Consider the following 22,008-nt stretch of genomic DNA (forward strand, 5'->3'; position numbering starts at 1 on the left):
GGGAGGATTTCAATGCGCATCACAATGACCTGCGCCGCGCTCGCGCTCGCCCTGGGCTCTGCCCCGGCCTTCGCGCAATCCGGCGAAATCACGATATGGAGCTGGAACATCGCCGCTTCATCGCTGAAGGCGACCATTGCCGGCTTCAACAAGCAACATCCCGACGTCAAGGTGACGGTCCAGGATCTCGGCAACCAGCCGACCTTCGACAAGTCAATCGCCGGCTGCGCCGCTGGCGGCGTAGGATTGCCGGACATCGTCTCGATCGAGAATGGCAAGGCCGAGAACTACTGGAGCCAGTTCCCCGACTGCTTCGTCGACCTGCATACGCTGGGCTATACCGCGCAGGACCAGGCGAAGTTTCCCGATTTCAAGCGCACCGAACTCGAAGTCGGCGGCAAGGCCTATGCCATGCCGTGGGATTCAGGTCCGGTTGCCGCCTTCTATCGCCGTGATTTCTACGAAAAGGCCGGCGTCGATCCAGCCTCGATCAAGACGTGGGACGATTTCATCGCCGCCGGCAAGAAGATCCAGGCAGCCAATCCGGGCGTCTCTATGACCAATGCCGATTTCAACGGCGACACCGAATTCTTCCGCATGATCTCCAATGAACAGGGCTGCGCTTATTTCGCCGATGACGGCCAGTCGATCACGGTCAACCAGCCCAAATGCGTCGACGCCATGACCAAGGTCAAGGAGATGAAGGACGCCGGCATCGTCTCCTCCGCCGACTGGGGCACCAAGATCACCAACAACACCGCTGGCGCGGTCGCCACGCAGATCTATGGCGGTTGGTACGAGGGCACCGTTCGTACCGAATCGGCCGGCGAAAACGGCAAATGGGGCGTCTATCTGATGCCGAGCCTGACCGCAGACGGTCCGCGCGCCGCCAATCTCGGCGGCTCCTCGCTCGCCATCACCTCGGCCAGCAAGAACAAGGAAGCGGCTTACGCCTACCTGAAATACACGCTCGAGACGAACGAAGGCCAGATAACGATGCTGAAGGAATTCGGCCTCGTCCCCTCGCTGGTGTCGGCGCTCGACGACCCCTACGTCTCGCAAGCCTTGCCCTACTGGGGTGGCCAGGCCGTCTGGAAGGATATCCTCGCCACGTTGCCCAAGGTCGTCCCCACCCGTGGCACGCCGTTCCAGAGCGATGCCGAAATCATCATCCGCGCGGTGCAGACCAAATATCTGGGCGGCGGCTATCCCGACGCCAAGGCGGCGCTTGACGACGCCGCAAGCCAGATCGCCGCGGCGACCGGATTGCCCGTCAAGTCCTGACCTCTCAAGGACCGGGTCCGGGACAGGCGCTCGCGCCGCCCGGGCCCGATCGCGCCCTGTGGGTTCCCCTCGCGTGGACGTGTATTTTTCGACAAACCGGCTTCCGTTGCCGCGTGGCCATGGCCTGGAACACCGAGGGATGAAGGAGGATGATGATGCGTAACCGCAACACCACGGCCTATCGCTTCCTCACGCCCTATCTGCTGATCTTTGCAATCTTCTGGGTGTGGCCGATCATCAGCTCGTTCCTGATCTCGTTCCAGGCGACACGCACCGTGCCATGGCGGTTCGCGCCTGCCTTCAACTGGGGCCGATTGATCGGCGATCCGGCCTTCTTCAACGCACTGAAGAACACGCTGCTCATCCTTGTCATCCAGGTGCCGGTGATGATTACGCTGGCGATCGTGATGGCGGTGCTGTTGAACTCGCCGCTGCTTAAAGCGCGCGGCCTCTACCGCTTCGCCTTCTTCGCCCCGGTGGTGGTCGGCGAGGTTGCCTACTCGGCGGTCTTCCGGCTGATGTTCAACCTCAACTTCGGCATCATCAACAAATTGCTGAACAGCGTCGGCCTGCCCAGCATCGACTGGTTTTCCAACGTCACCCCGGCGATGGCGCTGATCATGATCGCGGTGACCTGGCGCTGGGCCGGCTACAACGCCATCATCCTGCTCGCCGGCATGCAGTCCATCCCCGAGGATGTCTACGAGGCGGCGACGCTCGACCGCGTCAGCAAGCTCAGGCAGTTCGGCTTCATCACTCTGCCGCTCCTGAAGCCGGTCATCGTATTCTGCCTGGTGCTGTCGATCATCGGCACCATGCAGCTGTTCACCGAGCCCTTCCTGATCACCGAGCGCGGCGGACCGGGCGGCGGCACGGAGACGCTTGGCCTGTTGCTTTACCGCCAGGGTTTTCGGTCGCTCAACTTCGGCTACGCGTCGGCCGTCGCCTACACCATGGCCGCGCTGGCGATCGCGATCACCCTGGTGCAGCTGTGGCTGACGAGGGAACCGAAATGAGGTCGCGCTCCTCCGCCAGACTGGGACGCAGCGTCGCGCTGCATCTGTTCCTGACGCCGCTGGCGCTGATCTGGCTGTTTCCGCTGTGGATGATGGTGGTGTTCTCGACCATGCCCGACAACGGCATCTTCAGCCCCGGCATCGAGCTTTTGCCGCACGGCAATTTCCTCGACAATGTCAACAATCTGCAGCGTGACACCGACTTCGTCGGCGCCATCGGCATTTCGGTCTCGGTGGCGGTGACCTACACCGTCCTGTCGGTGCTGCTGACGTCGATGGCCGGCTGGGCGCTGGCCCGCTACCAGTTCTTCGGCAAGGGCGTGGTCGTCGCCATCATCCTCGGCACCATCACGCTCCCCTATGCGGTGGTGCTGATCCCGCAATTCATCATGGTGGCACGCGATTTCAAGCTCGCCAACACCTGGGTGGCGCTGATCGTGCCGCCGCTGTTCAATTCGCTCGGCGTGCTGTTCATGCGGCAGTGCTTCTCGATGATGCCGGACGACCTTTTCGATGCGGCGCGCGTCGAAGGGGTGAAGGAATGGCGCATCTTCGTCTTCGTCGCGCTGCCGCTGGCGCGGCCGATGCTGGCGGCGCTCGCCATCATCCTGTTCCTCGCCTCCTGGAACAATTATCTGTGGCCGCTGCTGATCAACAGCCAGCCTGGTTCGATGACGGCGCCGGTGGCGCTCGGCACGCTGATCGGCCTCACCAAGGTGTCGTGGGGCGGCATCATGGCAGGCGCGGTGATGCTGACGGTGCCGATGCTCATCGTCTTCGTGCTGTTGCAGCGCCATTTCATCGCCGGCATCGCCGCCGGCGCCATCAAATAGGACAAGCAGGATCAGCATGGCGACCGTCACGCTCAACAATGTCGTCAAGCGCTTCGGCGCCTTCGAAGTCGTCCATGGCGCCAACATCGATGTCAAGGACGGCGAGTTCGTCGTCTTCGTCGGCCCCTCCGGCTGCGGAAAGTCGACGCTGCTTAGGATGATCGCCGGGCTCGAGGACATCAGCGGCGGCGAGATCGCCATCGCCGGCAAGCTCGTCAACGATGTCGAGCCGGCCGACCGCGGCATCGCCATGGTGTTCCAGTCCTACGCGCTCTATCCGCACATGACGGTCGAGCAGAACCTGAGCTTCGGATTGAGGATGACCGGCAATCCGAAGGCCGACATCGATCGGCGCGTCACGCGAGCCGCCGAAATTCTGCGCATCGGCGAATTGATGAAGCGGCGTCCCAGGCAATTGTCGGGCGGCCAGCGCCAGCGCGTCGCCATCGGCCGCGCCATCGTACGCGAGCCGCAGGTGTTCCTCTTTGACGAGCCGCTCTCCAATCTCGACGCCGAGCTCAGGGTGCAGATGCGGGTCGAGATATCGCGCCTGCACAAGGAGCTTGGCGTCACCATGATCTATGTGACGCACGACCAGACCGAAGCGATGACGCTGGCCGACAGGATCGTCGTGCTCAATGCCGGCAATATCGAGCAGATTGGCGCGCCGCTCGATCTCTACGACGATCCGGCCAACCGTTTCGTCGCCGGTTTTGTCGGCTCGCCGAAGATGAATTTCATGGCGGCCAAGGTGACCGGTGCCGGCGACGGCGCGGTCGTCGTCGAACTTGTCAATCACGGCGGCGCGCGGCTGAAGAAGCCGCTCTCCGGTGCCTTGCCGGCGCCCGGCACCGATGTCGTGCTGGGGGTGCGGCCGGAGCATTTCTTTGATGCCGGTGAAGGCGATTGCGATGTCACCGTCAAGGCCGACGTCGCCGAGCATCTCGGCTCGGTCAGCTATGTCTACACCAATGCCGGGCCCGAGGAACTGATCATCGAGCGCGAGGCGTCGCGGCAGCGGGCGAGCGGAGACCATCTCACGGTCTCGATCAAGGCGAAATGCTCGCTTCTCTTCGACAGCGCCGGCGCGCGGCTTCGCTGATGCGTGTCGGACGACGACATGCATGAAACCAATTTTCTGTGCCCGGCGGTCAGGCGTCGGGGCGACTTGAAGGAGATTTTGACGTGAACGCCAACCCAAGAAAAATCCGCTGGGGCATTCTCGGGCCGGGCAGCATCGCCAAGGCCTTCGCCGGCGGTGTCGCCGGCTCGCGCAACGGCGTGCTCGCCGCCATCGGCGCCCGCAACCCCGGCAAGCCAGGCCTCACTGACGCCTTCCCCGGCGCCCGCATCCTCGACGGCTACGATGCGCTGCTCGCCGATCCCGACATCGACGCCGTCTACATTGCGATACCGCATCCGGGCCATGCGCAATGGGCGATCAGGGCGGCGGAAGCCGGAAAACATGTGCTGTGCGAAAAGCCGCTTGCGCTGACCGCCTTCGAGGCCGACGCCATGATCCATGCCGCGCGCAAGGCCGGCACCTTTCTCGGCGAAGCCTTCATGTACCGGCTGCATCCGCAGACGCTGAAGCTGGTGGAACTGATCCGGTCGGGCGTCATCGGCGACGTCAGGATGATCAAGTCGAGCTTCGGCTTCGCCATGCCGGGCTTCATGCCGGAGCACCGGCTCTATGCCAACGATCTTGCCGGCGGCGGCATTCTCGACGTTGGCGGCTATCCGGTCTCGATGGCGCGGCTGATTGCCGGGGCTGCTGCGGGGCTCCCCTTCGCCGAGCCGGACAAAGTGGTCGGTGCTGCCCATCTTGGCCAGTCCGGTGTCGACGAATGGGCCTCCGCCATCTTGCAGTTTCCGGGCGGCGTCATCGCCGAAGTCTCCTGCAGCATCTCGCTCAACCAAGACAATGTCTTGCGTATCCTCGGCACCAAAGGCCGCATCGAGGTGCCGGACTTCTGGTTCGCCGGCGGCGACCGCGACGTTGGCCTCGGCCAGATCGACGTGATCCGATCCGATGGCGCCCGCGAGACCATCAGCGTCAACGAGAAGCGCCACGTCTATTCCTTCGAAGTCGATGCCGCCGGCGACGCCATTCTCGCCGGCGCCCAAGAATTCGCCTGGCCGGGCATGGCATGGGCCGACAGTCTCGGCACCTTGCGCGTTCTCGACAGATGGCGCGCGGCGGCCGGGCTCGAATATGGGATCGAGAAAGCCTTGCTGCGCACCAACACCATCTCCGGCCGGCCCTTGCGGTCCGGCGGAACGGCGATCGGCAAGCGCACGATTCCGGGCCTGTCGAAGCCGGCGTCGGTGGCGGCACTCGGCTTCGAGGATTTCCGCACCTTTTCCTCGGGCTCGATCCTGCTCGACGCCTTTTTCGAGGCCGGCGGCAATCTCTTCGACACCGGTTATATCTACGGCGCCGGTTACACCGAGACGCTGCTTGGCGAGTGGTTGAAAAACCGCGGCGTGCGCGCGCAATCGGTGATCATCGCCAAGGGCGCCCATACGCCGCTCTGCTATCCCGATGCGATCGGCAAGCAACTCGCACAGTCGCTCGACCGCCTGCAGACCGACCATGTCGATGTCTACTTCATGCACCGCGACAATCCGGACGTGCCGGTCGGCGAGTTCGTCGACGCGATGGACCAGGAAGCCAAGGCAGGCCGCATTCGCGGTCCGTTCGGTGGTTCGAACTGGACGATGGAACGCATGGACGAGGCTATTGCCTATGCCGAACGCACCGGCAAGCAGAAGCCCGGCGCCCTATCCAACAATTTCTCGCTGGCCGAAATGCTGGAGCCGATCTGGGCCGGCTGCGTCACCTCCTCGACCGATCAATGGAAGGCCTGGCTGGCCGCCCGGCAGATGCCGAACTTCGCCTGGTCGAGCCAGGGCCGCGGTTTTTTCACCGATCGCGCCGGACGCGACAAGCGCGACAACGAGGAACTGGTGCGGGTCTGGTATTCGGAGCAAAATTTCGGCCGCCGCGATCGGGCGATCGAACTCGCCGCGCAGCTGGGCAAGAGCCCGATCCATATTGCGCTGGCCTATGTGCTCAATCAGCCCTTCCCATCCATTCCGCTGATCGGGCCACGCACGCTGGGTGAACTGGACGATAGCCTGCGAGCCCTCGACATCAAACTTTCGCCGGCCGATCTCGACTGGCTGGACACTGGCACACGGCACGCTGCCTGATGCATGAGACAAGGACCCAAAGCGGCGTCAGGTGTCGTCCGACGCCCTGACGCCGCGTCTGGGCGGGGTTCTCATGTTGGCATACATGCCGGTGGTACGGAATTGGCTGGGCGTGATGCCGTAGCAGCGGCGGAAGACCTTCGAAAAATAATTCGCGTCCTCGAAGCCGCACAGGATGGCGACTTCCTTCACCGGCAGGAAATCCGCCTTGGTCAAGAGCTTCGCCGCGCGTTGCAAGCGCTGCTGCAGCACGAACTCGGCGGGCGGCAGGCCTTCGCTCTCGGCGAAACAGCGCGAGAAATGGGCCCGGCTGAGACCACTGATCTGGACCAGGTCCGCCACCGGCAGCGGCCCGTCGAGATGGGCGCTGATGTGATCGATGACCGGCTGCATGACACTCTGTTTTTCGGCAAAGGCATGTGAGCCGAAGACATCGTCATAGAGCGCCATCGCGGCCTCGTAGGCGACGGCGGAAGCAGCACCCGGCGAAGCAGCCCCCTTGATGAGCCGCAGGCTGCAGTCAGCAAGATGATCGATCGTCGCCGGCTGCAGCCGAAACACCGGGCCCGAAGTGCCGAGTATGGATTTGTGGATGCGCAGCGCCTCTTCGCCGTTCATCGAAATCCAGAAATATTCCCAACGCTCATCCTTGGCCAGCCAGTAGCGGTGGTTGTGCGGCACCAGCACCAGCAATGTGTCGTTCTTCTGCAGGCGGTAGTTGCGGTTCTCGTAGCGCAGCCGCCCGGTCCCGCTGATGGTGTGCTGCAGCACGGTGAACGGTGTCTGGCCGCGCCTGCGCCCGTCCCAGTCGTAGCTCTCGTCCTCGCGCACTTCGTAGCCGGTGCTCGTCGGCATGGCGTGCAGGCGCTGGCGGCCGCGCGGCAGCGAGATCGTGCGCATGGACTGTCCGTTTTCTATCAAATCCTGCAGCACAAAATTACCCTTGAAAGCATAATCCTTCTCTGGTCGCGCTCGCGAATAAGCGCATAATCCGTCTCGAAAAGCGAGAGAGATCCGCAGTCGAGGAGCGGACAGGGAGGTTGGCGGGCCGGATTCCGGTCTGTCCTGAACACATGCCATGGCATGTGGCCAGACCTTTCCTTGTCATTCCTTGCCCGCCATTCGAATGAAATGAGGTCCGGCTGATGAGTTTCAAAATCGCTATCATCGGTGCCGGCAGCGTCGGATTCACCAAGAAGCTGTTCACCGACATTCTCTGCGTCCCCGAATTCACCGACATCGAATTCGCGCTGACCGATGTCAGCGAGCACAATCTTCAGATGATCAAGGCGATCCTCGACAGGATCGTCGAGGCAAACAGACTGCCGACCAGGGTGACGGCGACCACCGACCGCCGCAAGGCGCTCGAAGGCGCACGCTATGTCATCAGCTGCGTGCGGGTCGGCGGCCTCGAAGCCTATGCCGACGATATCCGCATTCCCTTGAAATATGGCATCGACCAATGCGTCGGTGACACGATCTGCGCCGGCGGTATTCTCTATGGCCAGCGCAACATCCCGGTGATCCTGGATTTCTGCAAGGACATACGCGAAGTCGCCGAGACGAACGCGAAGTTCCTGAACTACGCCAACCCGATGGCGATGAACACCTGGGCCGCGATCGAATACGGCAAGGTCGACACAGTCGGGCTTTGCCATGGCGTCCAGCACGGCGCAGAGCAGATCGCCGATGTGCTGGGCGCGAAGTCCAGGCAGGAGCTCGACTATGTCTGTTCCGGCATCAACCACCAGACCTGGTTCATCGATCTGCGCCTGAACGGCCGCAAGATCGGCAAGGACGAGCTGGTTGCCGCCTTCGAGGCGCACCCGGTCTATTCCAGGCAGGAGAAGCTGCGCATCGACGTGCTGAAGCGCTTCGGCGTCTATTCGACCGAAAGCAACGGCCATCTTTCCGAATATCTGCCCTGGTACCGCAAGCGTCCCGACGAGATCACACGCTGGATCGACATGTCCGACTGGATCCATGGCGAGACGGGCGGCTATCTCCGCTACTCGACCGAAACCCGCAACTGGTTCGAAACGGAATATCCGCAGTTCCTCGAAGCGGCGTCACAGCCGATCGATCCCGAGAAGCGCTCCAACGAGCATGCCAGCCACATACTGGAGGCACTGGAGACCAACCGCGTCTATCGCGGCCACTTCAACGTCAGGAACGATGGCGTGATCACCAACCTGCCGCCGGACGCCATCATCGAGTCGCCCGGATTCGTCGACCGCTTCGGCATCAACATGGCCGCCGGCATCACGCTGCCGGAAGCCTGCGCCGCCACCTGCATCGCCTCGATCAATGTCCAGCGCATGTCGGTCCATGCCTCGATATCGGGCGACATCGATCTGCTGAAGCTCGCCGTGCTGCATGACCCGCTGGTCGGCGCGGTTTCAACCCCGGAGGAGGTCTGGCAAATGGTCGATGAAATGGTCGTCGCCCAGGCAGCCTGGTTGCCGCAATATGCCCATGCGGTTCCGGCCGCCAGGGAGCGGCTGTCGACATCCAGCGTCAAGACCCGCGAATGGGCGGGCGCGGCTCGGCGAAATGTGCGCTCGATCGAGGAATTGCGCGCCGAAAAAGCCGCGCTGAAGCAAGCCGGCTGAAACCTCATGCGGTGATGGCGGATCTATGGGAGGCAGATCCACTGCGACGAAACCGTTTGAATTCGAGGAGAAGCGGAGCAGGTGCAAACGCTCCGGAACAAACAAGAGGGAGAGAGACAGTGAGGAATTTACGCAATATCGGCCTTACCGCGGGACTGGCGCTGAGCGTCTCGGTCTCGGCACTCAATGCATACGCGTCGGAGCCGACGGTTCCGCCGGCACCGACACCGTTCCCCGCCGAGGGCAAGATCAAATATGTGGCGCGTGACTCCATCCTGGAGTTCAAGGCGCTCAAACAATATCACGAGCCCGACTGGGTTACCGAGAAATACGTCAAGACCGGCAAGCTGCCGCCGGTGAAAGACAGGCTGCCGAAAGAGCCGCTGGTCTTCAAGACGGGCAACATGCAGGACGGCATCGGCGTCTATGGCGATACGATGCGCCATGTCATCGGCGGTCGGCCGGAAGGCTGGAACTACGGCGCCGGCCAGACCCAAGGCTGGGGCGGCATCGATATCGGCCTTTCCGAATGCCTGACGCGCACCGCGCCGCTGTTCCAGGTCGAGGCGAAGGACACCGAACCGCTGCCGAACCTGGCCAGGAGCTGGGACTGGTCGAAGGACGGCCACAAGCTGACCATGCACCTTGTCGAAGGCGCCAAATGGTCGGATGGCGTTGCCTTCAACGCCGACGATGTCATGTTCTACTGGGAAGACGAGGTCGTTGACCCGAACGTTTCGCCACTGAACGGCGCGACGCCGGAAACCTTTGGTGTCGGTACGACGCTGAAGAAGATCGACGACTACACCGTCGAGTGGACCTTCAAGGAAGCGTTCCCGAAGCAGTATCTCTACGCAATGGCCTACGGCACCTTCTGCCCCGGCCCGGCGCACATTCTGAAGCCGCAGCATCCGAAATACTCGAAAAACACCTACGAGCAGTTCAAGAACGCCTTCCCACCGGAATTCATGAACATGCCGGTGATGGGCGCCTGGGTGCCGGTCGAATACCGGCCGGACGATATCATCGTCATGCGCCGCAACCCCTACTACTGGAAGGTCGATGAGAAGGGCAACCAGCTGCCTTACCTCAACGAACTGCAGTATAAGCTGTCGACCTGGGCCGACCGCGACGTCCAGGCGGTCGCCGGCTCGGCCGACTTCTCCAATCTGGAGCAGCCGGAAAACTTCGTCGCCTCGCTGAAGCGCGCGGCGGAGGCGAATGCGCCGGCGCGGCTGGCCTTCGGCCCACGGCTCATCGGCTACAATCTGCGCATGAACTTTTCCGCCAATGGCTGGGGCAACCCCGACGAACGCGGGCAAGCTGTGCGCGAGCTGAACCGCAACGAGGATTTCCGCAAGGCTGTCACCATGGCGCTCGACCGCAAGGCGCTCGGCGACTCGCTGGTCAAGGGTCCGTTCACCGCCATCTATGCCGGCGGCCTGTCGTCGGGCACCAGCTTCTATGACCGCGGTTCGACCGTCTACTATCCCTTTGACCTCGAAGGCGCAAAGGCGGAACTCGCCAAGGCCGGCCTCAAGGATACCGACGGCGACGGTTTCGTGAACTTCCCGGCCGGCACCGCCGGCGGCAAGAACGTCGAGATCGTGATGCTGGTCAACAACGACTACACCACGGACAAGAGCCTTGCCGAAGGTGTTGTCGGCCAGATGGAAAAGCTCGGGCTTCGGGTCGTGCTCAACGGCCTCAACGGCACCCAGCGCGACGCCTCCCAATATTCCGGCCGTTTCGATTGGCTGGTCCGACGCAACGATCAGGAGCTGACGTCGGTGGTGCAGAACACCGAGCAGCTTGCCCCGGTCGGTCCGCGCACCAGCTGGAACCACCGCGCGCCGGAAAACGGCGAGGTCGATCTGATGCCTTTCGAAAAGGACCTCGTCGACATCGTCAACAAGTTCGTCTCGACGCAGGACAATGACCAGCGCGCAAGCCTGATGAAACAGTTCCAGAAGATTTCGACGGAACACGTCTACAATGTCGGGCTGACGGAATATCCTGGCGCGCTGATCGTCAACAAGCGCTTCTCCAACATTCCGCAGGGCACGCCGATCTTCATGTTCAACTGGGCCGAGGATTCGATCATCCGCGAACGGGTCTTTGTCGCGGCCGACAAGCAGGCGAAGTACGAATTGTTCCCCGAGGAGCTTCCCGGCAAACCCGGAGACAAGGGCCCGATGGATTAGGGGGCCTGATGGATTAGGTTTACCTCCCTGACCAAGAGAACTCCGGCCGCGCCGCTGGCGCGGCCGGGCAAAGCCAACCTCCGGACGCAACCAAAGGGGCGCGATCGGCGAGACAAGGAAGCGGACCGTCCATGCTGCGATTCCTGCTCACGCGCATAGCGTCGGCAATACCGGTCCTCGCCATTTTGAGCCTGGTCACCTTTGCCATCATCCAGGCGCCGCCGGGCGACTATGCCGACTACATCCGCTCGCAGCTGATCAATCAGGGCGGAGCGTCTTTCGCCGAGGCAGACGCGCAGGCCAAGGCCTATCGCATCGAGCATGGCCTCGATAAGCCGCTGCCCGTCCAGTATCTCAACTGGATCGGCGGTATCATTACGCGCGGCGATTTCGGCTACAGCCTCTACTATAACAAGCCGGTCGCCGATGTGGTCGGCGAGCGCCTGCCGCGCACGCTCATTCTGGCGCTGGTCTGCCATCTGCTCGCCTCGGTGCTCGGCATCGGCTTCGGCATATGGGCGGCGACACGGCAATACACCTGGATCGACTCGACGCTGTCGGCCATCTCCTTCCTCGGCATGACTGTGCCGCGCTTCCTGATGGCGCTGATCATCGTCTATCTCATGGTCTTCCAATTCAACGTGTCGGAGATCGGCAGCTTCTTCTCGCCGCAATATGGTGGCGCGCCGTGGTCGTGGGCAAAGTTAGCCGACCTGGTCAAGCATGTCTGGCCGGTCGTGGCGATAGCCACCTTCGGCGGCCTCGCCTACAATATGCGCGTCATGCGCGGCAATCTGCTCGACACGCTGAACGCGCAATATGTCGAGACGGCGAGGGCCAAGGGGCTGACCGGCGCCGCCGTTGTCATGCGCCACGCCGTGCCCAACGCACTGCACCCGCTCGTCATGTATCAGGGCGTGGTGCTGCCCTACATGCTCACCGGCGAGATCGAGACGGCGATCATCTTCGCGCTGCCGACGGTCGGCCCGGCGATTGTCGGCTCGATGGCTGTCGGCGACGTCTATGTCACCGCCACCTTCATGATGGTGCTGTCGGCGACGCTGATCGTTGGCAACATCATCGCCGACATGCTGCTCGTCCTGCTCGATCCGCGTGTGCGCCAGTTCGGGGAAAGCTGAGATGCTGGCTTTCGACAATCTGCCACCGCCGCTGCCCGCCGAAGGCGCCATCAACAAGCCGCAACGCGGCAACGAGAGCTACATCGCACTTGTCTGGCGCCGGCTGAAGCGCTCCTGGACCGGCATGGCCGGGCTTTGGCTCGTCGTGCTTTTGCTGGTGATGGCTGTGTTCGCCGAGTTCCTGGCGCCGATGGACCCGAAGGTCACGGATGTCGGCTTCGCGCCGCCGCAGCTGCCTGTCTTCCACGACAAGGACGGCAATTTCGTCGCGCGGCCGAGGGTCTACGCGCTGGCCGATTCGGCGGACCTCGATCCGGTCACCTTCCAGCCCGTCGTCGGCCCCGACTATGACCATCCAAGGCTGCTCGGGTTCTTCGCGCATGGCGCGCCCTACAAGCTGTTCGGGCTGTTGCCGGCGGACCGGCATCTGTTCGGCTCACTGGACGGCCAGCCGGTGCATTTCCTCGGCACCGACAAGTTCGGCCGCGACGTGCTGTCAAGAGCCATCCATGGCTCGCGCGTCTCGCTGATGATCGCGCTGACGGTCGTCTTCATCATCACCGTCATCGGCACCACCGTCGGCATGGTCTCCGGCTATTTCGGCGGCAGGTTCGATGTCTGGATGCAGCGCTTCGTCGAACTGGTGCTCGCCTTCCCGCAGCTGCCGCTCTACCTGGCGCTGACGACGCTGATCCCGGTTACCGCGCCCACCAATGTCTTTCTCGCTTTCGTCATCATCGTCATGTCGGCATTGGGCTGGGCGCAGATGTCGCGCGAGGTGCGCGGCAAGACGCTGGCGCTCGCGCGGATCGAGTACGTGCGCGCCGCCATGGCGGTTGGCGCCACCGACCGGCGCATCATCATGCAGCACATCCTCCCCAATGTGATGAGCCATGTGATCGTCGCCGTGACGTTGGCGATCCCGACGGTGGTGCTGCTCGAATCCTTCCTCGGTTTCCTCGGCTTCGCCGTCAAGCCGCCGCTGATCTCGTGGGGTCTGATGCTGCAGGACACCGCGACCTATTCCGTCATCGGCACCTATCCCTGGATCCTGTCGCCGGTCGGTTTCGTGCTCGTCACCGTCTTTGCCTTCAACGCGCTGGGCGACGGCCTGCGCGACGCCGTCGACCCCTACTGAGGTGGCAGGATGACCGTCGCGCTCGCCCAATCCTTCGCACCGACCGTCCGCCACGATCATGACGGACGCCAGGACCAGCCCATCATCGACGCCCGCAATGTCGCTGTATCCTTCAAGGTCGAGCATGGCGTCGTCGAAGCGATCAAGGATATCTCGTTTCAGCTCTATCGCGGCGAGACGATTGCGATCGTCGGCGAATCCGGTTCCGGCAAGTCGGTGACGGCGCGCACCGTCATGGGGCTGCTGTCGCGGCGCGCCACGGTGTCGCCGGGGTCGAGCATCTGTTATGACGGGCAAGACATCCTGAAATTCCCCGAGAGCGCCCGGCGCAAGCTGCGCGGCAACCGCATCTCGATGATCTTTCAGGAGCCGATGAGCTCGCTCAACCCGATCTACACGGTCGGCAGCCAGATCGTCGAGGCGATCAGGGTGCACAGCAAGATGGGCCGCAAGCAGGCCTGGGCACGGGCGCTCGAACTTCTGCAGCACGTCCAGATCCCCGACCCGGAAGCGCGGCTCAAGCAGTATCCGCACCAGCTCTCGGGCGGGCAGCGGCAGCGGGTGATGATCGCCATGGCGCTGGCCAACAATCCCGATGTGCTGATCGCCGACGAGCCGACCACCGCACTCGACGTCACTGTCCAGGCGCAGATCCTGAACCTGATCCGCGGCCTGCAGAAAGAGCTGCGCATGGCGGTGATCCTGATCACCCATGACCTCACCGTGGTGCGCCAGTTCTCCGACTACGTCTATGTCATGCAGCATGGCGAAATGTGCGAGCACAACGTCACCGAACGACTTTTCGCCGATCCGCAACATCCCTATACGCGGCGGCTGCTCGCCTCCGAACCGCGCGGCCGGCCGAAGCCACTCCCCGACGGCTGCGGCACCATTCTCGAGGCGAGCGGCGTGCGCGTCTCCTTCATGCTGCGCCACGGCAGCTTCCTGAAACCGGACTGGCGCGAACTGGTCGCGGTCGACGATCTCGGCCTCAAACTTTGCCGCCATGAGACATTGGGACTGGTCGGTGAGTCCGGTTCCGGCAAGACCACCTTCGGCCAGGCCCTGCTTAGATTGATAGACGCCAAGCGTGGCGAGATCCATTTCGACGGCAAGCCAATCCACGGCCTGTCGCGGGCGCAGATGCGGCCGCTGCGCTCGCGCATGCAGATCGTCTTCCAGGATCCGTTCTCCTCGCTCAACCCGCGCATGACGATCGGCCAGATCATCGAGGAAGGGCTGATCGTCAACAGCATCGGGGCGACACGGCGCGAGCGGGTCGAGCGGGTGCGCGAGGCGCTGGTCAGCGCCGGCATGCCCGACGATATCCTGTCGCGGTTCCCGCACGAATTCTCCGGCGGCCAGCGCCAACGCGTCGCGATCGCCCGCGCCATTGCGCTCGAACCCGAATTCATCCTGCTCGACGAGCCGACATCGGCGCTGGACCTCTCCGTCCAGGCGCAGATCATCGACCTCCTGCGCAAGTTGCAGGACGAGCGCGGCTTGAGCTACCTCTTCATCTCGCACGACCTCAAGGTGGTGCGTGCGCTGTGCCACCGCGTCATCGTCATGCAGCACGGCAAGATCGTCGAGCAGGGCCCCGTCGACGAGGTCCTGTCCAATCCCAAGACCGCCTACACCGAACGGCTCGTCAGGGCCGCTTTCGACGTGGCCTGAACATATGCCGGAGGTTAGCGTGGCAAGAAATCCCAAGATCACTTTCATCGGCGCCGGTTCGACGGTGTTCATGAAGAACATCGTCGGCGACGTGCTGCAGCGGCCGTCGCTTTCCAGTGCGACGATCGCGCTGATGGACATCAATCCGCAGCGGCTGGAAGAGAGCGCCATCGTCGTCAACAAGCTGATCGCGACGCTCGGCGTCACGGCGAAGGCCGAGACCTATTCGGACCAGCGCAAGGCCCTCGCCGGCGCCGACTTCGTCGTTGTCGCCTTCCAGATCGGCGGCTACGAGCCCTGCACCGTCACCGATTTCGAAGTGCCTAAAAAATACGGCCTGCGCCAGACCATCGCCGATACGCTCGGCGTTGGCGGCATCATGCGGGGCCTCAGGACCGTGCCGCATCTGTGGGCAATCTGCGAGGACATGCTCGCCGTCTGCCCGCAGGCGATCATGCTGCAATATGTCAACCCGATGGCGATCAACACTTGGGCGATCGCCGAGAAATATCCTGAGATCAGGCAGGTCGGGCTCTGCCATTCGGTGCAAGGCACGGCGATGGAGCTGGCGCACGATCTCGACCTTCCCTACGAGGAAATCCGCTACCGCTCGGCCGGCATCAATCACATGGCCTTCTATCTCAGCTTCGAGCATCGCCAGCCGGACGGTTCCTACCGAAACCTCTATCCCGATCTCGTGCGCGCCTATCGCGAAGGCCGCGCGCCCAAGCCCGGCTGGAACCCGCGCTGCCCCAACAAGGTGCGCTACGAGATGCTGACGCGGCTGGGCTATTTCGTCACCGAAAGCTCTGAACATTTCGCCGAATACACGCCCTATTTCATCAAGGAAGGCCGCCTGGACCTGATCGAGAAATACGGCATCCCGCTGGATGAATATCCCAAGCGCTGCATCGAACAGATCGAGCGCTGGAAGGGGCAGGCGCAAGCCTATCGCTCGGCCGATCGCATCGAAGTCGAGCAGTCGAAGGAATACGCCTCCTCGATCATGAATTCGGTATGGACGGGCGAACCGTCGGTGATCTACGGCAATGTCCGCAACAATGGCTGCATCACCTCGCTGCCCCGGGATTGCGCCGCCGAAGTGCCGTGCCTGGTCGATGCGTCCGGCATCCAGCCGACTTATATCGGCGACCTGCCGCCGCAATTGACGGCGCTGATGCGCACCAACATCAACGTGCAGGAGCTGACGGTGCGGGCGCTGATGACGGAGAACCGCGATCACATCTACCATGCGGCGATGATGGATCCGCATACGGCCGCCGAACTCGATCTCGACCAGATCTGGTCCCTGGTCGACGATCTTCTCGCCGCTCACGGCGACTGGCTGCCGGCCTGGGCACGCGTGAAACGCAAGACCGAAGCGGCCTGACCGGCCCCGCGTTCATTTGGGACCGTCGTTGTCCGGCTCTTCCTCGTCGTCGCGAGCGGAGATGACATAGGCGCCCTTCAGCCAGCGGTTGAGGTCGATGTCCTTGCAGCGCGTCGAGCAGAACGGAAAGGTGTCGCGCGCCGATGGCTTGCCGCATTCGGGGCAGGGGCGCTTTGGGCGCAGCGGCGTGACTTTGGGGTCGGAATTCACGGCCGTGCACCCGCCAGCCAGCCGCCATGCACCTTGAAGCCTTCGCCGGAAAGCAGCGCCACCGTCTCATAGAGCGGCAGGCCGACGATGTTGGTGTAGGAGCCGACCAGCTTGACGACGAAGGCGCCGGCGAGACCCTGGACGGCATAGCCGCCGGCCTTGCCGCGCCACTCGCCCGAGGCGACATAGGCATCGATTTCCTCGCGCGGCAGCCGCTTGAAGCGCACCCGCGTCTCGACCAGCCGCTGTCGCAATTTGCCGCCCGGCGTGATCAGGCAGATGCCGGAATAGACCCGGTGCGAACGGCCCGACAACAGCCCGAGGCAGTTGGCGGCGTCGTCAAGGGTCTCGGCCTTGGGCAGGATGCGCCGCCCGACGGCGACCACCGTGTCGGCGGCCAGCACGAAGCCCGGCGCATAGTCGGCCTCGGTCTTCAGCGACGCGAACGCCTTCTCGGCCTTTTCCTTCGACAGCCGCTTGGCCAGCGAGCGCGGATGCTCGGCGCGCAGCGGCGTCTCGTCGACATCGGCCGGCAGCACGCGGTCCGGCTCGATGCCGGCCTGCTGCAAGAGCTCGATGCGGCGCGGCGAACCCGAGGCAAGCACCAGCTTCTGCAAAAGGCTCATCGCGGACCAGTCGGGCTTTGCTTACTTGAAACGATAGGTGATGCGGCCCTTGGTCAGGTCGTATGGCGTCATCTCGACCAGAACCTTGTCTCCGGTCAGCACGCGGATGCGGTTCTTGCGCATGCGGCCGGCCGTATGGGCGATGATCTCGTGTTCGTTTTCGAGTTTCACCCTGAACATCGCGTTGGGCAACAATTCCGTCACGACACCCGGAAACTCGAGGACTTCTTCCTTCGGCATTCGATACCTTTGCTTGGATGGCAGTTCCGGCGGCCTGGCCGGAATTTCGGCGGAACCTATATGATAAACGCTCGCTTGTGAACACGCTTAATCGGCAGCCTTCGGAGCGGCAAAACGGCGACCGATCCGCGCCTTCAGCCGCTCACGCACGTCGCGATAGGCCGCCATGATCTGCTCGCGCGTACCGGCGGCGTCGGTCGGGTCCGGCGTCGGCCAGTATTCGACCTCGACGGCGAGCGAGCGGGTAAGTTCGAGCGCCGCGTGGTGCGCTTCCGGCGCCAGTGTGACGATGAGGTCGAAATAGTCGTCCTCGAGATCGTCCATCGTCCTTGGATGACGCTCGCCCAGCGACAGGCCGTCCTCGGCAAGCACCGCATCGACGAACGGGTCGCGCTCGCCGGCGCGAACGCCGGCCGAGGCGACGAAGATGGTCGCCGGCAGCGCCCGCCGCGCCAGCAGCTCCGCCATCGGCGAGCGCACGGCGTTCATGCCGCACAGGAACAGGATCGAGCGGGGCAGGGCGCCGGGTGCCAGGGCTAGCCCCGCCAGTGCAGCACGCAGACCAGCGTGAACAGCCGGCGCGCCGTATCGAAGTCGATGTCGATCTTGCCGGAGAGCCGGTCCATCAGCGTTTGCGAGCCCTCATTGTGCAGGCCGCGGCGGCCCATGTCGATCGCCTCGATGTGGCTCGGCGTCGAGGAGCGGATGGCGTCGTAATAGCTTTCGCAGATCATGTAGTAGTCCTTGACGATGCGCCTGAGCGGCGTCAGCGACAGGATGTGGGTGACGACGTCAGCACCGTCCTCGCGCGCCACGGCAAAGACCAGGCGCTGCTCGGCCAGCGACAGTTTCAGCCGGTAGGGGCCGGCGCCGCTGTCATTGACGGGTTGAAAGCTGTTCTCCTCGATCAGGTCGAAGATCGCTACCGCGCGCTCATGCTCGACATCAGGCGTCGAACGGCCGATCGATTCATCGAGTTCGACATCGATCAGTTTTGCGCGGGTTTGATCGGAGCCCGTCATGATGGCCTACATGTTCAACCGTATGGCGACCGAGCGGCCATGCGCATCAAGACCTTCCGCCTTGGCGAGCGCGATCGCCGCCGGCGCCAGAAGCCGCAACTGTTCCGGCCCTAGCTTCAGGATAGACGTGCGCTTGACGAAGTCGAGGACCGAAAGCCCCGACGAGAAACGCGCGGAGCGTGCCGTCGGCAGCACGTGGTTGGAGCCGCCGACATAGTCGCCGATGGCTTCCGGCGTGTGGCGGCCGAGAAAGACAGCACCGGCATTGCGCATCCGCGCCAGAAACCCCTCGGCATCGTCGATGGCGAGTTCGACATGTTCGGCCGCGATGCGGTCGACCAGCCGCAGCGCGGCCTCGATCGTCGGCACAAGGATCACAGCGCCGAAATCGCGCCAGCTCGCCGCCGCTGTCTCGGCGCGCGGCAGGCTCTGCAACTGGCGCTCGACCGCCTGTTCGACAGCGATGCCGAAGGCCGGATCGTCGGTGACCAGGATCGACTGCGCCGACGCATCGTGCTCGGCCTGGGCCAGCAGGTCGGCGGCGATCCAGTCCGGATCGTTGCCGCCATCGGCCACGACCAGCACTTCCGAGGGCCCGGCGATCATGTCGATACCGACGGTGCCGAACACCTGCCGCTTGGCCGCCGCGACATAGGCATTGCCGGGGCCGACGATCTTGGCGACCGGCCTGATCGTTTCGGTGCCATAGGCAAGAGCGGCGATCGCCTGCGCGCCGCCGATACGATAGATCTCCGACACGCCTGACATATCGGCCGCCACCAGCACCAGCGGATTGATGATGCCGCCAGGCGCCGGCACCACCATGACGATGCGCTCGACGCCGGCCACCCGGGCCGGGATGGCGTTCATCAGCACCGAGCTTGGATAGCTTGCCGTGCCGCCCGGCACATAGAGCCCGACCGCTTCGATCGCCGTCCAGCGCCAGCCGAGCTCGACACCGGCTGCATCCGTATAGCGATCATCTTTCGGCCGCTGCCGCTCGTGATGCGAGCGAATGCGGTCGCGCGCGAATTCCAGCGCCTCGATCGTCTTCGGGTCGGCAGCCTTGTAAGCTCGGGCGATGTCGTCCTTTGAAACGGCAATGCCGAGATCCTTCAGGTCGGCACGGTCGAATTTCGTGGTGTAGTCGATCAGCGCCGCGTCGCCCTCGGCGCGAACGCGCGCGATGATGTCGCGCACCGCGGCATCGACATCGGCCGACACCTCGCGCTTGGTCAGCAGGAACGCGGCGAAACGCTGCTCGAAATCGGCGTCGGACTGACGAAGCGTGATGGCCATGGGACGCTCAAGCCTTGTGGACGGGGCGCGACGTGGCTTCCCACGCGCCGCCGATATCGGCAAGGCGGGCTTCGATGCACTCGACATCGAGCATGATGGTGCCGCCGCCCGAAAAGATCAGCTCGACGATGCCGGCGGGCTTGCTGATCTCGATGAAGCTGATCGCCAGCAGCGACAGGATCTCGGCCGGCTTGTCGCGGGCAATGCCGTTGGTCTTGGCGCCCAACACGCGGTCGAAATGCAGCACGGCCTGCCGCCGCTCATTGTGCTGGTGAAACAGGCCCGATTTGGCCTCCCAGACGAAACGGTTCATGGTCAGCAGGAAACGCTTGGTCGAAGGCAGGAATTCGAGGTCACTGACTTTCAGGACCGCGTCCTGGACATGGGCCGAAACGATGCTCAGATCCTGATCGTCGAGTGCGATAAGCTTAAGGGCGGTCATGCGGATTTCGCACCTGAGGGTTGATTGTTCAGCCTTCTGTTAGGCGGTCTTGGCGATCCGTGCAACCGCGACACGGCTTCGGGTTTGCGCTGCCCCTCATCGCCCTGCCGGGCACTTCTCCCCGTATAGAGACGGGGAGAAGGAAGCTTTCGCTGAGGATTTCGCCAATATCCGGCGTTGCAGAAATGGGGCCGACGTTGCGGACAGCCCCTTCTCCCCGTCACTATACGGGGAGAAGATGCCGGCAGGCAGATGAGGGGCGGCACCGACTTTGACAATTGGTCATATCAGCATTCATCCACCGCCTTGCGATTGAATTAAGCCGTAATCCGCTCGATCACCGCGCCGCAGTTGGACAGCTTTTCTTCCAGCCGCTCGAAGCCGCGGTCGAGATGATAGACGCGGTTGACCGTGGTCTCGCCTTCGGCCGCGAGACCAGCGATGACCAGCGACACCGAGGCGCGCAGATCGGTCGCCATGACCGGCGCGCCCTTCAGTTTCGACACGCCGTCGACGATCGCCGTCTGGCCAGAAAGCGTGATGTGGGCACCCAGCCGGGCCAGCTCCTGTACATGCATGAAGCGGTTTTCGAAGATCGTCTCGGTGATGCGCGACTTGCCCTTGGCCATGGTCATCAGGCCCATGAACTGCGCCTGCAAATCGGTCGGGAAGGCCGGGAACGGTGCCGTCGTAACGTCCACCGGTGAAATGCCGGCGCCGTTGCGCCGCACACGAATGCCGGAATTGGTCGGCGTAATCTCGGCGCCGGTCTGGGCGATCACGTCGAGCGCGGTCTGCAGCAGATCGGGGCGAGCGCCTTCCAGCACGACGTCGCCGCCGGTCATCGCCACTGCCATGGCATAGGTGCCGGTCTCGATGCGGTCGGGAATGACCCGGACGCGGGCGCCGGAGAGTGATTCGACGCCATCGATGGTGATGGTTGGCGTGCCGGCGCCGGAAATCTTCGCGCCCATGGCGTTGAGACATTCGGCAAGGTTGACGATTTCGGGCTCGCAGGCGGCATTTTCAAGTACCGTCTCGCCCTTGGCCAGGGATGCGGCCATCATCAGCACATGAGTGGCGCCGACCGAGACCTTCGGGAATACGTAGCGGTTGCCGACAAGGCGACCATTCCGGGTCTTGGCGATGACATAGCCAGTGTCGACGTCGATATCGGCGCCCAGCACCTGCAGGCCTTCGAGGAACAGATCGACCGGGCGCGTGCCGATGGCGCAACCGCCCGGCAGCGACACCTTGGCTTCGCCCATGCGGGCCAGCAGCGGGCCGATCACCCAGAACGACGCGCGCATCTTCGACACCAGCTCGTAAGGGGCCGTGGTGTCGACGATGTTGCGGGCGGAGAAGTTGATGGTGCGCGAATAGCCCTCATTCTGCTTCTCGCGGCGGCCATTGACCGAATAATCGACGCCGTGATTGCCGAGGATGCGGATCAGCTGCTCGACATCGGCCAAATGCGGCACGTTTTCCAGCGTCAGCGTGTCGTCGGTCAGGAGCGAGGCGATCATCAGGGGGAGCGCGGCGTTTTTCGCGCCCGAGATCGGAATGCTTCCGGCAAGCTTGTTGCCGCCGACAATTCTGATGCGATCCATGGAAGAACGTCCCTCTCGGCTCAAAAAGGCCGGTTCAATCGTTTGAGTAT

20 protein-coding genes are annotated in these 22,008 nt (G+C 63.4%); 11 read left to right on the forward strand and 9 right to left on the reverse strand.

Annotated features, from left to right (window positions below; translation table 11 throughout):
- Nucleotides 1–12 precede the first annotated feature (12 nt).
- From BPNPMPFG_RS27780 to BPNPMPFG_RS27800, 5 genes are all read left to right on the forward strand, one after another.
- Nucleotides 13–1,284 carry an extracellular solute-binding protein gene (locus BPNPMPFG_RS27780; RefSeq protein ID WP_258591778.1) on the forward strand — a complete coding sequence of 424 codons (1,272 nt, stop codon included), beginning with the start codon at nt 13–15 and terminating at the stop codon, nt 1,282–1,284.
- A gap of 155 nt (nt 1,285–1,439) precedes the next feature.
- On the forward strand, nt 1,440–2,300 hold the full coding sequence (locus BPNPMPFG_RS27785) for a carbohydrate ABC transporter permease (protein WP_258596950.1): 861 nt from the start codon (nt 1,440–1,442) through the stop codon (nt 2,298–2,300).
- Nucleotides 2,297–3,133: a carbohydrate ABC transporter permease gene (locus tag BPNPMPFG_RS27790; protein ID WP_258591779.1), complete on the forward strand. Its 837-nt coding sequence runs from the start codon at nt 2,297–2,299 to the stop codon at nt 3,131–3,133. The genes BPNPMPFG_RS27785 and BPNPMPFG_RS27790 overlap by 4 nt, the downstream gene beginning before the upstream one ends.
- Nucleotides 3,134–3,149: 16 nt before the next feature.
- Nucleotides 3,150–4,235, forward strand: a complete 1,086-nt coding sequence (locus BPNPMPFG_RS27795) for an ABC transporter ATP-binding protein (RefSeq protein ID WP_258591780.1) — start codon at nt 3,150–3,152, stop codon at nt 4,233–4,235.
- A gap of 83 nt (nt 4,236–4,318) precedes the next feature.
- The gene (locus BPNPMPFG_RS27800; RefSeq protein ID WP_258591781.1) at nt 4,319–6,349 is read left to right on the forward strand and encodes an aldo/keto reductase; all 2,031 of its coding nucleotides are present in this window, start codon (nt 4,319–4,321) and stop codon (nt 6,347–6,349) included.
- 27 nt (nt 6,350–6,376) lie between these two features.
- On the opposite strand, the gene BPNPMPFG_RS27805 is transcribed toward BPNPMPFG_RS27800, so the two are convergent.
- A complete protein-coding gene (locus BPNPMPFG_RS27805; protein ID WP_258591782.1) occupies nt 6,377–7,429 on the reverse strand; it encodes an AraC family transcriptional regulator in 1,053 nt (350 codons plus the stop codon).
- Nucleotides 7,430–7,494: 65 nt separating this feature from the next.
- Here BPNPMPFG_RS27805 and BPNPMPFG_RS27810 point away from each other — a divergent pair, with 65 nt between their 5' ends.
- From BPNPMPFG_RS27810 to BPNPMPFG_RS27835, 6 genes are all read left to right on the forward strand, one after another.
- Nucleotides 7,495–8,961 carry an alpha-glucosidase/alpha-galactosidase gene (locus tag BPNPMPFG_RS27810; RefSeq protein ID WP_258591783.1) on the forward strand — a complete coding sequence of 489 codons (1,467 nt, stop codon included), beginning with the start codon at nt 7,495–7,497 and terminating at the stop codon, nt 8,959–8,961.
- A 119-nt stretch (nt 8,962–9,080) separates the two neighbouring features.
- Nucleotides 9,081–11,165 carry an ABC transporter substrate-binding protein gene (locus BPNPMPFG_RS27815; RefSeq protein WP_258591784.1) on the forward strand — a complete coding sequence of 695 codons (2,085 nt, stop codon included), beginning with the start codon at nt 9,081–9,083 and terminating at the stop codon, nt 11,163–11,165.
- Between the two features lie 131 nt (nt 11,166–11,296).
- Nucleotides 11,297–12,304, forward strand: a complete 1,008-nt coding sequence (locus tag BPNPMPFG_RS27820) for an ABC transporter permease (RefSeq protein WP_258591785.1) — start codon at nt 11,297–11,299, stop codon at nt 12,302–12,304.
- Nucleotide 12,305: 1 nt separating this feature from the next.
- A complete protein-coding gene (locus tag BPNPMPFG_RS27825; RefSeq protein WP_258591786.1) occupies nt 12,306–13,442 on the forward strand; it encodes an ABC transporter permease in 1,137 nt (378 codons plus the stop codon).
- 9 nt (nt 13,443–13,451) lie between these two features.
- The gene (locus BPNPMPFG_RS27830) at nt 13,452–15,119 is read left to right on the forward strand and encodes an ABC transporter ATP-binding protein (RefSeq protein ID WP_258591787.1); all 1,668 of its coding nucleotides are present in this window, start codon (nt 13,452–13,454) and stop codon (nt 15,117–15,119) included.
- A gap of 19 nt (nt 15,120–15,138) precedes the next feature.
- The gene (locus tag BPNPMPFG_RS27835; protein ID WP_258591788.1) at nt 15,139–16,509 is read left to right on the forward strand and encodes an alpha-glucosidase/alpha-galactosidase; all 1,371 of its coding nucleotides are present in this window, start codon (nt 15,139–15,141) and stop codon (nt 16,507–16,509) included.
- A 12-nt stretch (nt 16,510–16,521) separates the two neighbouring features.
- Here BPNPMPFG_RS27835 and yacG read toward each other — a convergent pair whose 3' ends face one another.
- The 8 genes from yacG to murA all read right to left on the reverse strand — a co-directional run bounded on the left by yacG (nt 16,522) and on the right by murA (nt 21,958).
- Complete coding sequence (yacG, locus tag BPNPMPFG_RS27840; RefSeq protein ID WP_258591789.1) at nt 16,522–16,719, reverse strand: DNA gyrase inhibitor YacG; 198 nt, start codon at nt 16,717–16,719, stop codon at nt 16,522–16,524.
- Complete coding sequence (locus BPNPMPFG_RS27845) at nt 16,716–17,345, reverse strand: Maf-like protein (RefSeq protein WP_258591790.1); 630 nt, start codon at nt 17,343–17,345, stop codon at nt 16,716–16,718. Before BPNPMPFG_RS27845 ends, yacG begins: the two co-directional genes overlap by 4 nt.
- A gap of 21 nt (nt 17,346–17,366) precedes the next feature.
- The gene (gene infA, locus BPNPMPFG_RS27850; protein ID WP_006200926.1) at nt 17,367–17,585 is read right to left on the reverse strand and encodes a translation initiation factor IF-1; all 219 of its coding nucleotides are present in this window, start codon (nt 17,583–17,585) and stop codon (nt 17,367–17,369) included.
- Between the two features lie 87 nt (nt 17,586–17,672).
- Entirely contained in the window at nt 17,673–18,074 is a 402-nt protein-coding gene (locus BPNPMPFG_RS27855; protein ID WP_258591791.1) for an arsenate-mycothiol transferase ArsC, read from the reverse strand.
- Between the two features lie 47 nt (nt 18,075–18,121).
- A complete protein-coding gene (locus BPNPMPFG_RS27860; protein WP_258591792.1) occupies nt 18,122–18,607 on the reverse strand; it encodes a UPF0262 family protein in 486 nt (161 codons plus the stop codon).
- Nucleotides 18,608–18,613: 6 nt separating this feature from the next.
- The gene (gene hisD / locus BPNPMPFG_RS27865; protein ID WP_258591793.1) at nt 18,614–19,906 is read right to left on the reverse strand and encodes a histidinol dehydrogenase; all 1,293 of its coding nucleotides are present in this window, start codon (nt 19,904–19,906) and stop codon (nt 18,614–18,616) included.
- A 7-nt stretch (nt 19,907–19,913) separates the two neighbouring features.
- A complete protein-coding gene (locus BPNPMPFG_RS27870; RefSeq protein ID WP_258591794.1) occupies nt 19,914–20,348 on the reverse strand; it encodes a DUF2948 family protein in 435 nt (144 codons plus the stop codon).
- A 317-nt stretch (nt 20,349–20,665) separates the two neighbouring features.
- Complete coding sequence (gene murA / locus BPNPMPFG_RS27875; RefSeq protein ID WP_258591795.1) at nt 20,666–21,958, reverse strand: UDP-N-acetylglucosamine 1-carboxyvinyltransferase; 1,293 nt, start codon at nt 21,956–21,958, stop codon at nt 20,666–20,668.
- Nucleotides 21,959–22,008: the final 50 nt, after the last annotated feature.

It is taken from the genome of Mesorhizobium sp. AR07 (assembly GCF_024746815.1).
In the GTDB taxonomy this organism is placed as follows: Bacteria; Pseudomonadota; Alphaproteobacteria; order Rhizobiales; family Rhizobiaceae; genus Mesorhizobium.

Coding starts and splice junctions, on each gene's coding strand:
- infA (WP_006200926.1), bottom strand. CDS start 17,585: ATGCCGAAGGAAGAAGTCCTCGAGTTTCCGGGTGTCGTGACGGAATTG.
- BPNPMPFG_RS27830 (WP_258591787.1), top strand. CDS start 13,452: ATGACCGTCGCGCTCGCCCAATCCTTCGCACCGACCGTCCGCCACGAT.
- murA (WP_258591795.1), bottom strand. CDS start 21,958: ATGGATCGCATCAGAATTGTCGGCGGCAACAAGCTTGCCGGAAGCATT.
- hisD (WP_258591793.1), bottom strand. CDS start 19,906: ATGGCCATCACGCTTCGTCAGTCCGACGCCGATTTCGAGCAGCGTTTC.
- BPNPMPFG_RS27785 (WP_258596950.1), top strand. CDS start 1,440: ATGCGTAACCGCAACACCACGGCCTATCGCTTCCTCACGCCCTATCTG.
- BPNPMPFG_RS27870 (WP_258591794.1), bottom strand. CDS start 20,348: ATGACCGCCCTTAAGCTTATCGCACTCGACGATCAGGATCTGAGCATC.
- BPNPMPFG_RS27855 (WP_258591791.1), bottom strand. CDS start 18,074: ATGAACGCCGTGCGCTCGCCGATGGCGGAGCTGCTGGCGCGGCGGGCG.
- BPNPMPFG_RS27820 (WP_258591785.1), top strand. CDS start 11,297: ATGCTGCGATTCCTGCTCACGCGCATAGCGTCGGCAATACCGGTCCTC.
- BPNPMPFG_RS27860 (WP_258591792.1), bottom strand. CDS start 18,607: ATGACGGGCTCCGATCAAACCCGCGCAAAACTGATCGATGTCGAACTC.
- BPNPMPFG_RS27805 (WP_258591782.1), bottom strand. CDS start 7,429: ATGGCATGTGTTCAGGACAGACCGGAATCCGGCCCGCCAACCTCCCTG.
- BPNPMPFG_RS27795 (WP_258591780.1), top strand. CDS start 3,150: ATGGCGACCGTCACGCTCAACAATGTCGTCAAGCGCTTCGGCGCCTTC.
- BPNPMPFG_RS27790 (WP_258591779.1), top strand. CDS start 2,297: ATGAGGTCGCGCTCCTCCGCCAGACTGGGACGCAGCGTCGCGCTGCAT.
- BPNPMPFG_RS27780 (WP_258591778.1), top strand. CDS start 13: ATGCGCATCACAATGACCTGCGCCGCGCTCGCGCTCGCCCTGGGCTCT.
- BPNPMPFG_RS27845 (WP_258591790.1), bottom strand. CDS start 17,345: ATGAGCCTTTTGCAGAAGCTGGTGCTTGCCTCGGGTTCGCCGCGCCGC.
- BPNPMPFG_RS27810 (WP_258591783.1), top strand. CDS start 7,495: ATGAGTTTCAAAATCGCTATCATCGGTGCCGGCAGCGTCGGATTCACC.
- BPNPMPFG_RS27825 (WP_258591786.1), top strand. CDS start 12,306: ATGCTGGCTTTCGACAATCTGCCACCGCCGCTGCCCGCCGAAGGCGCC.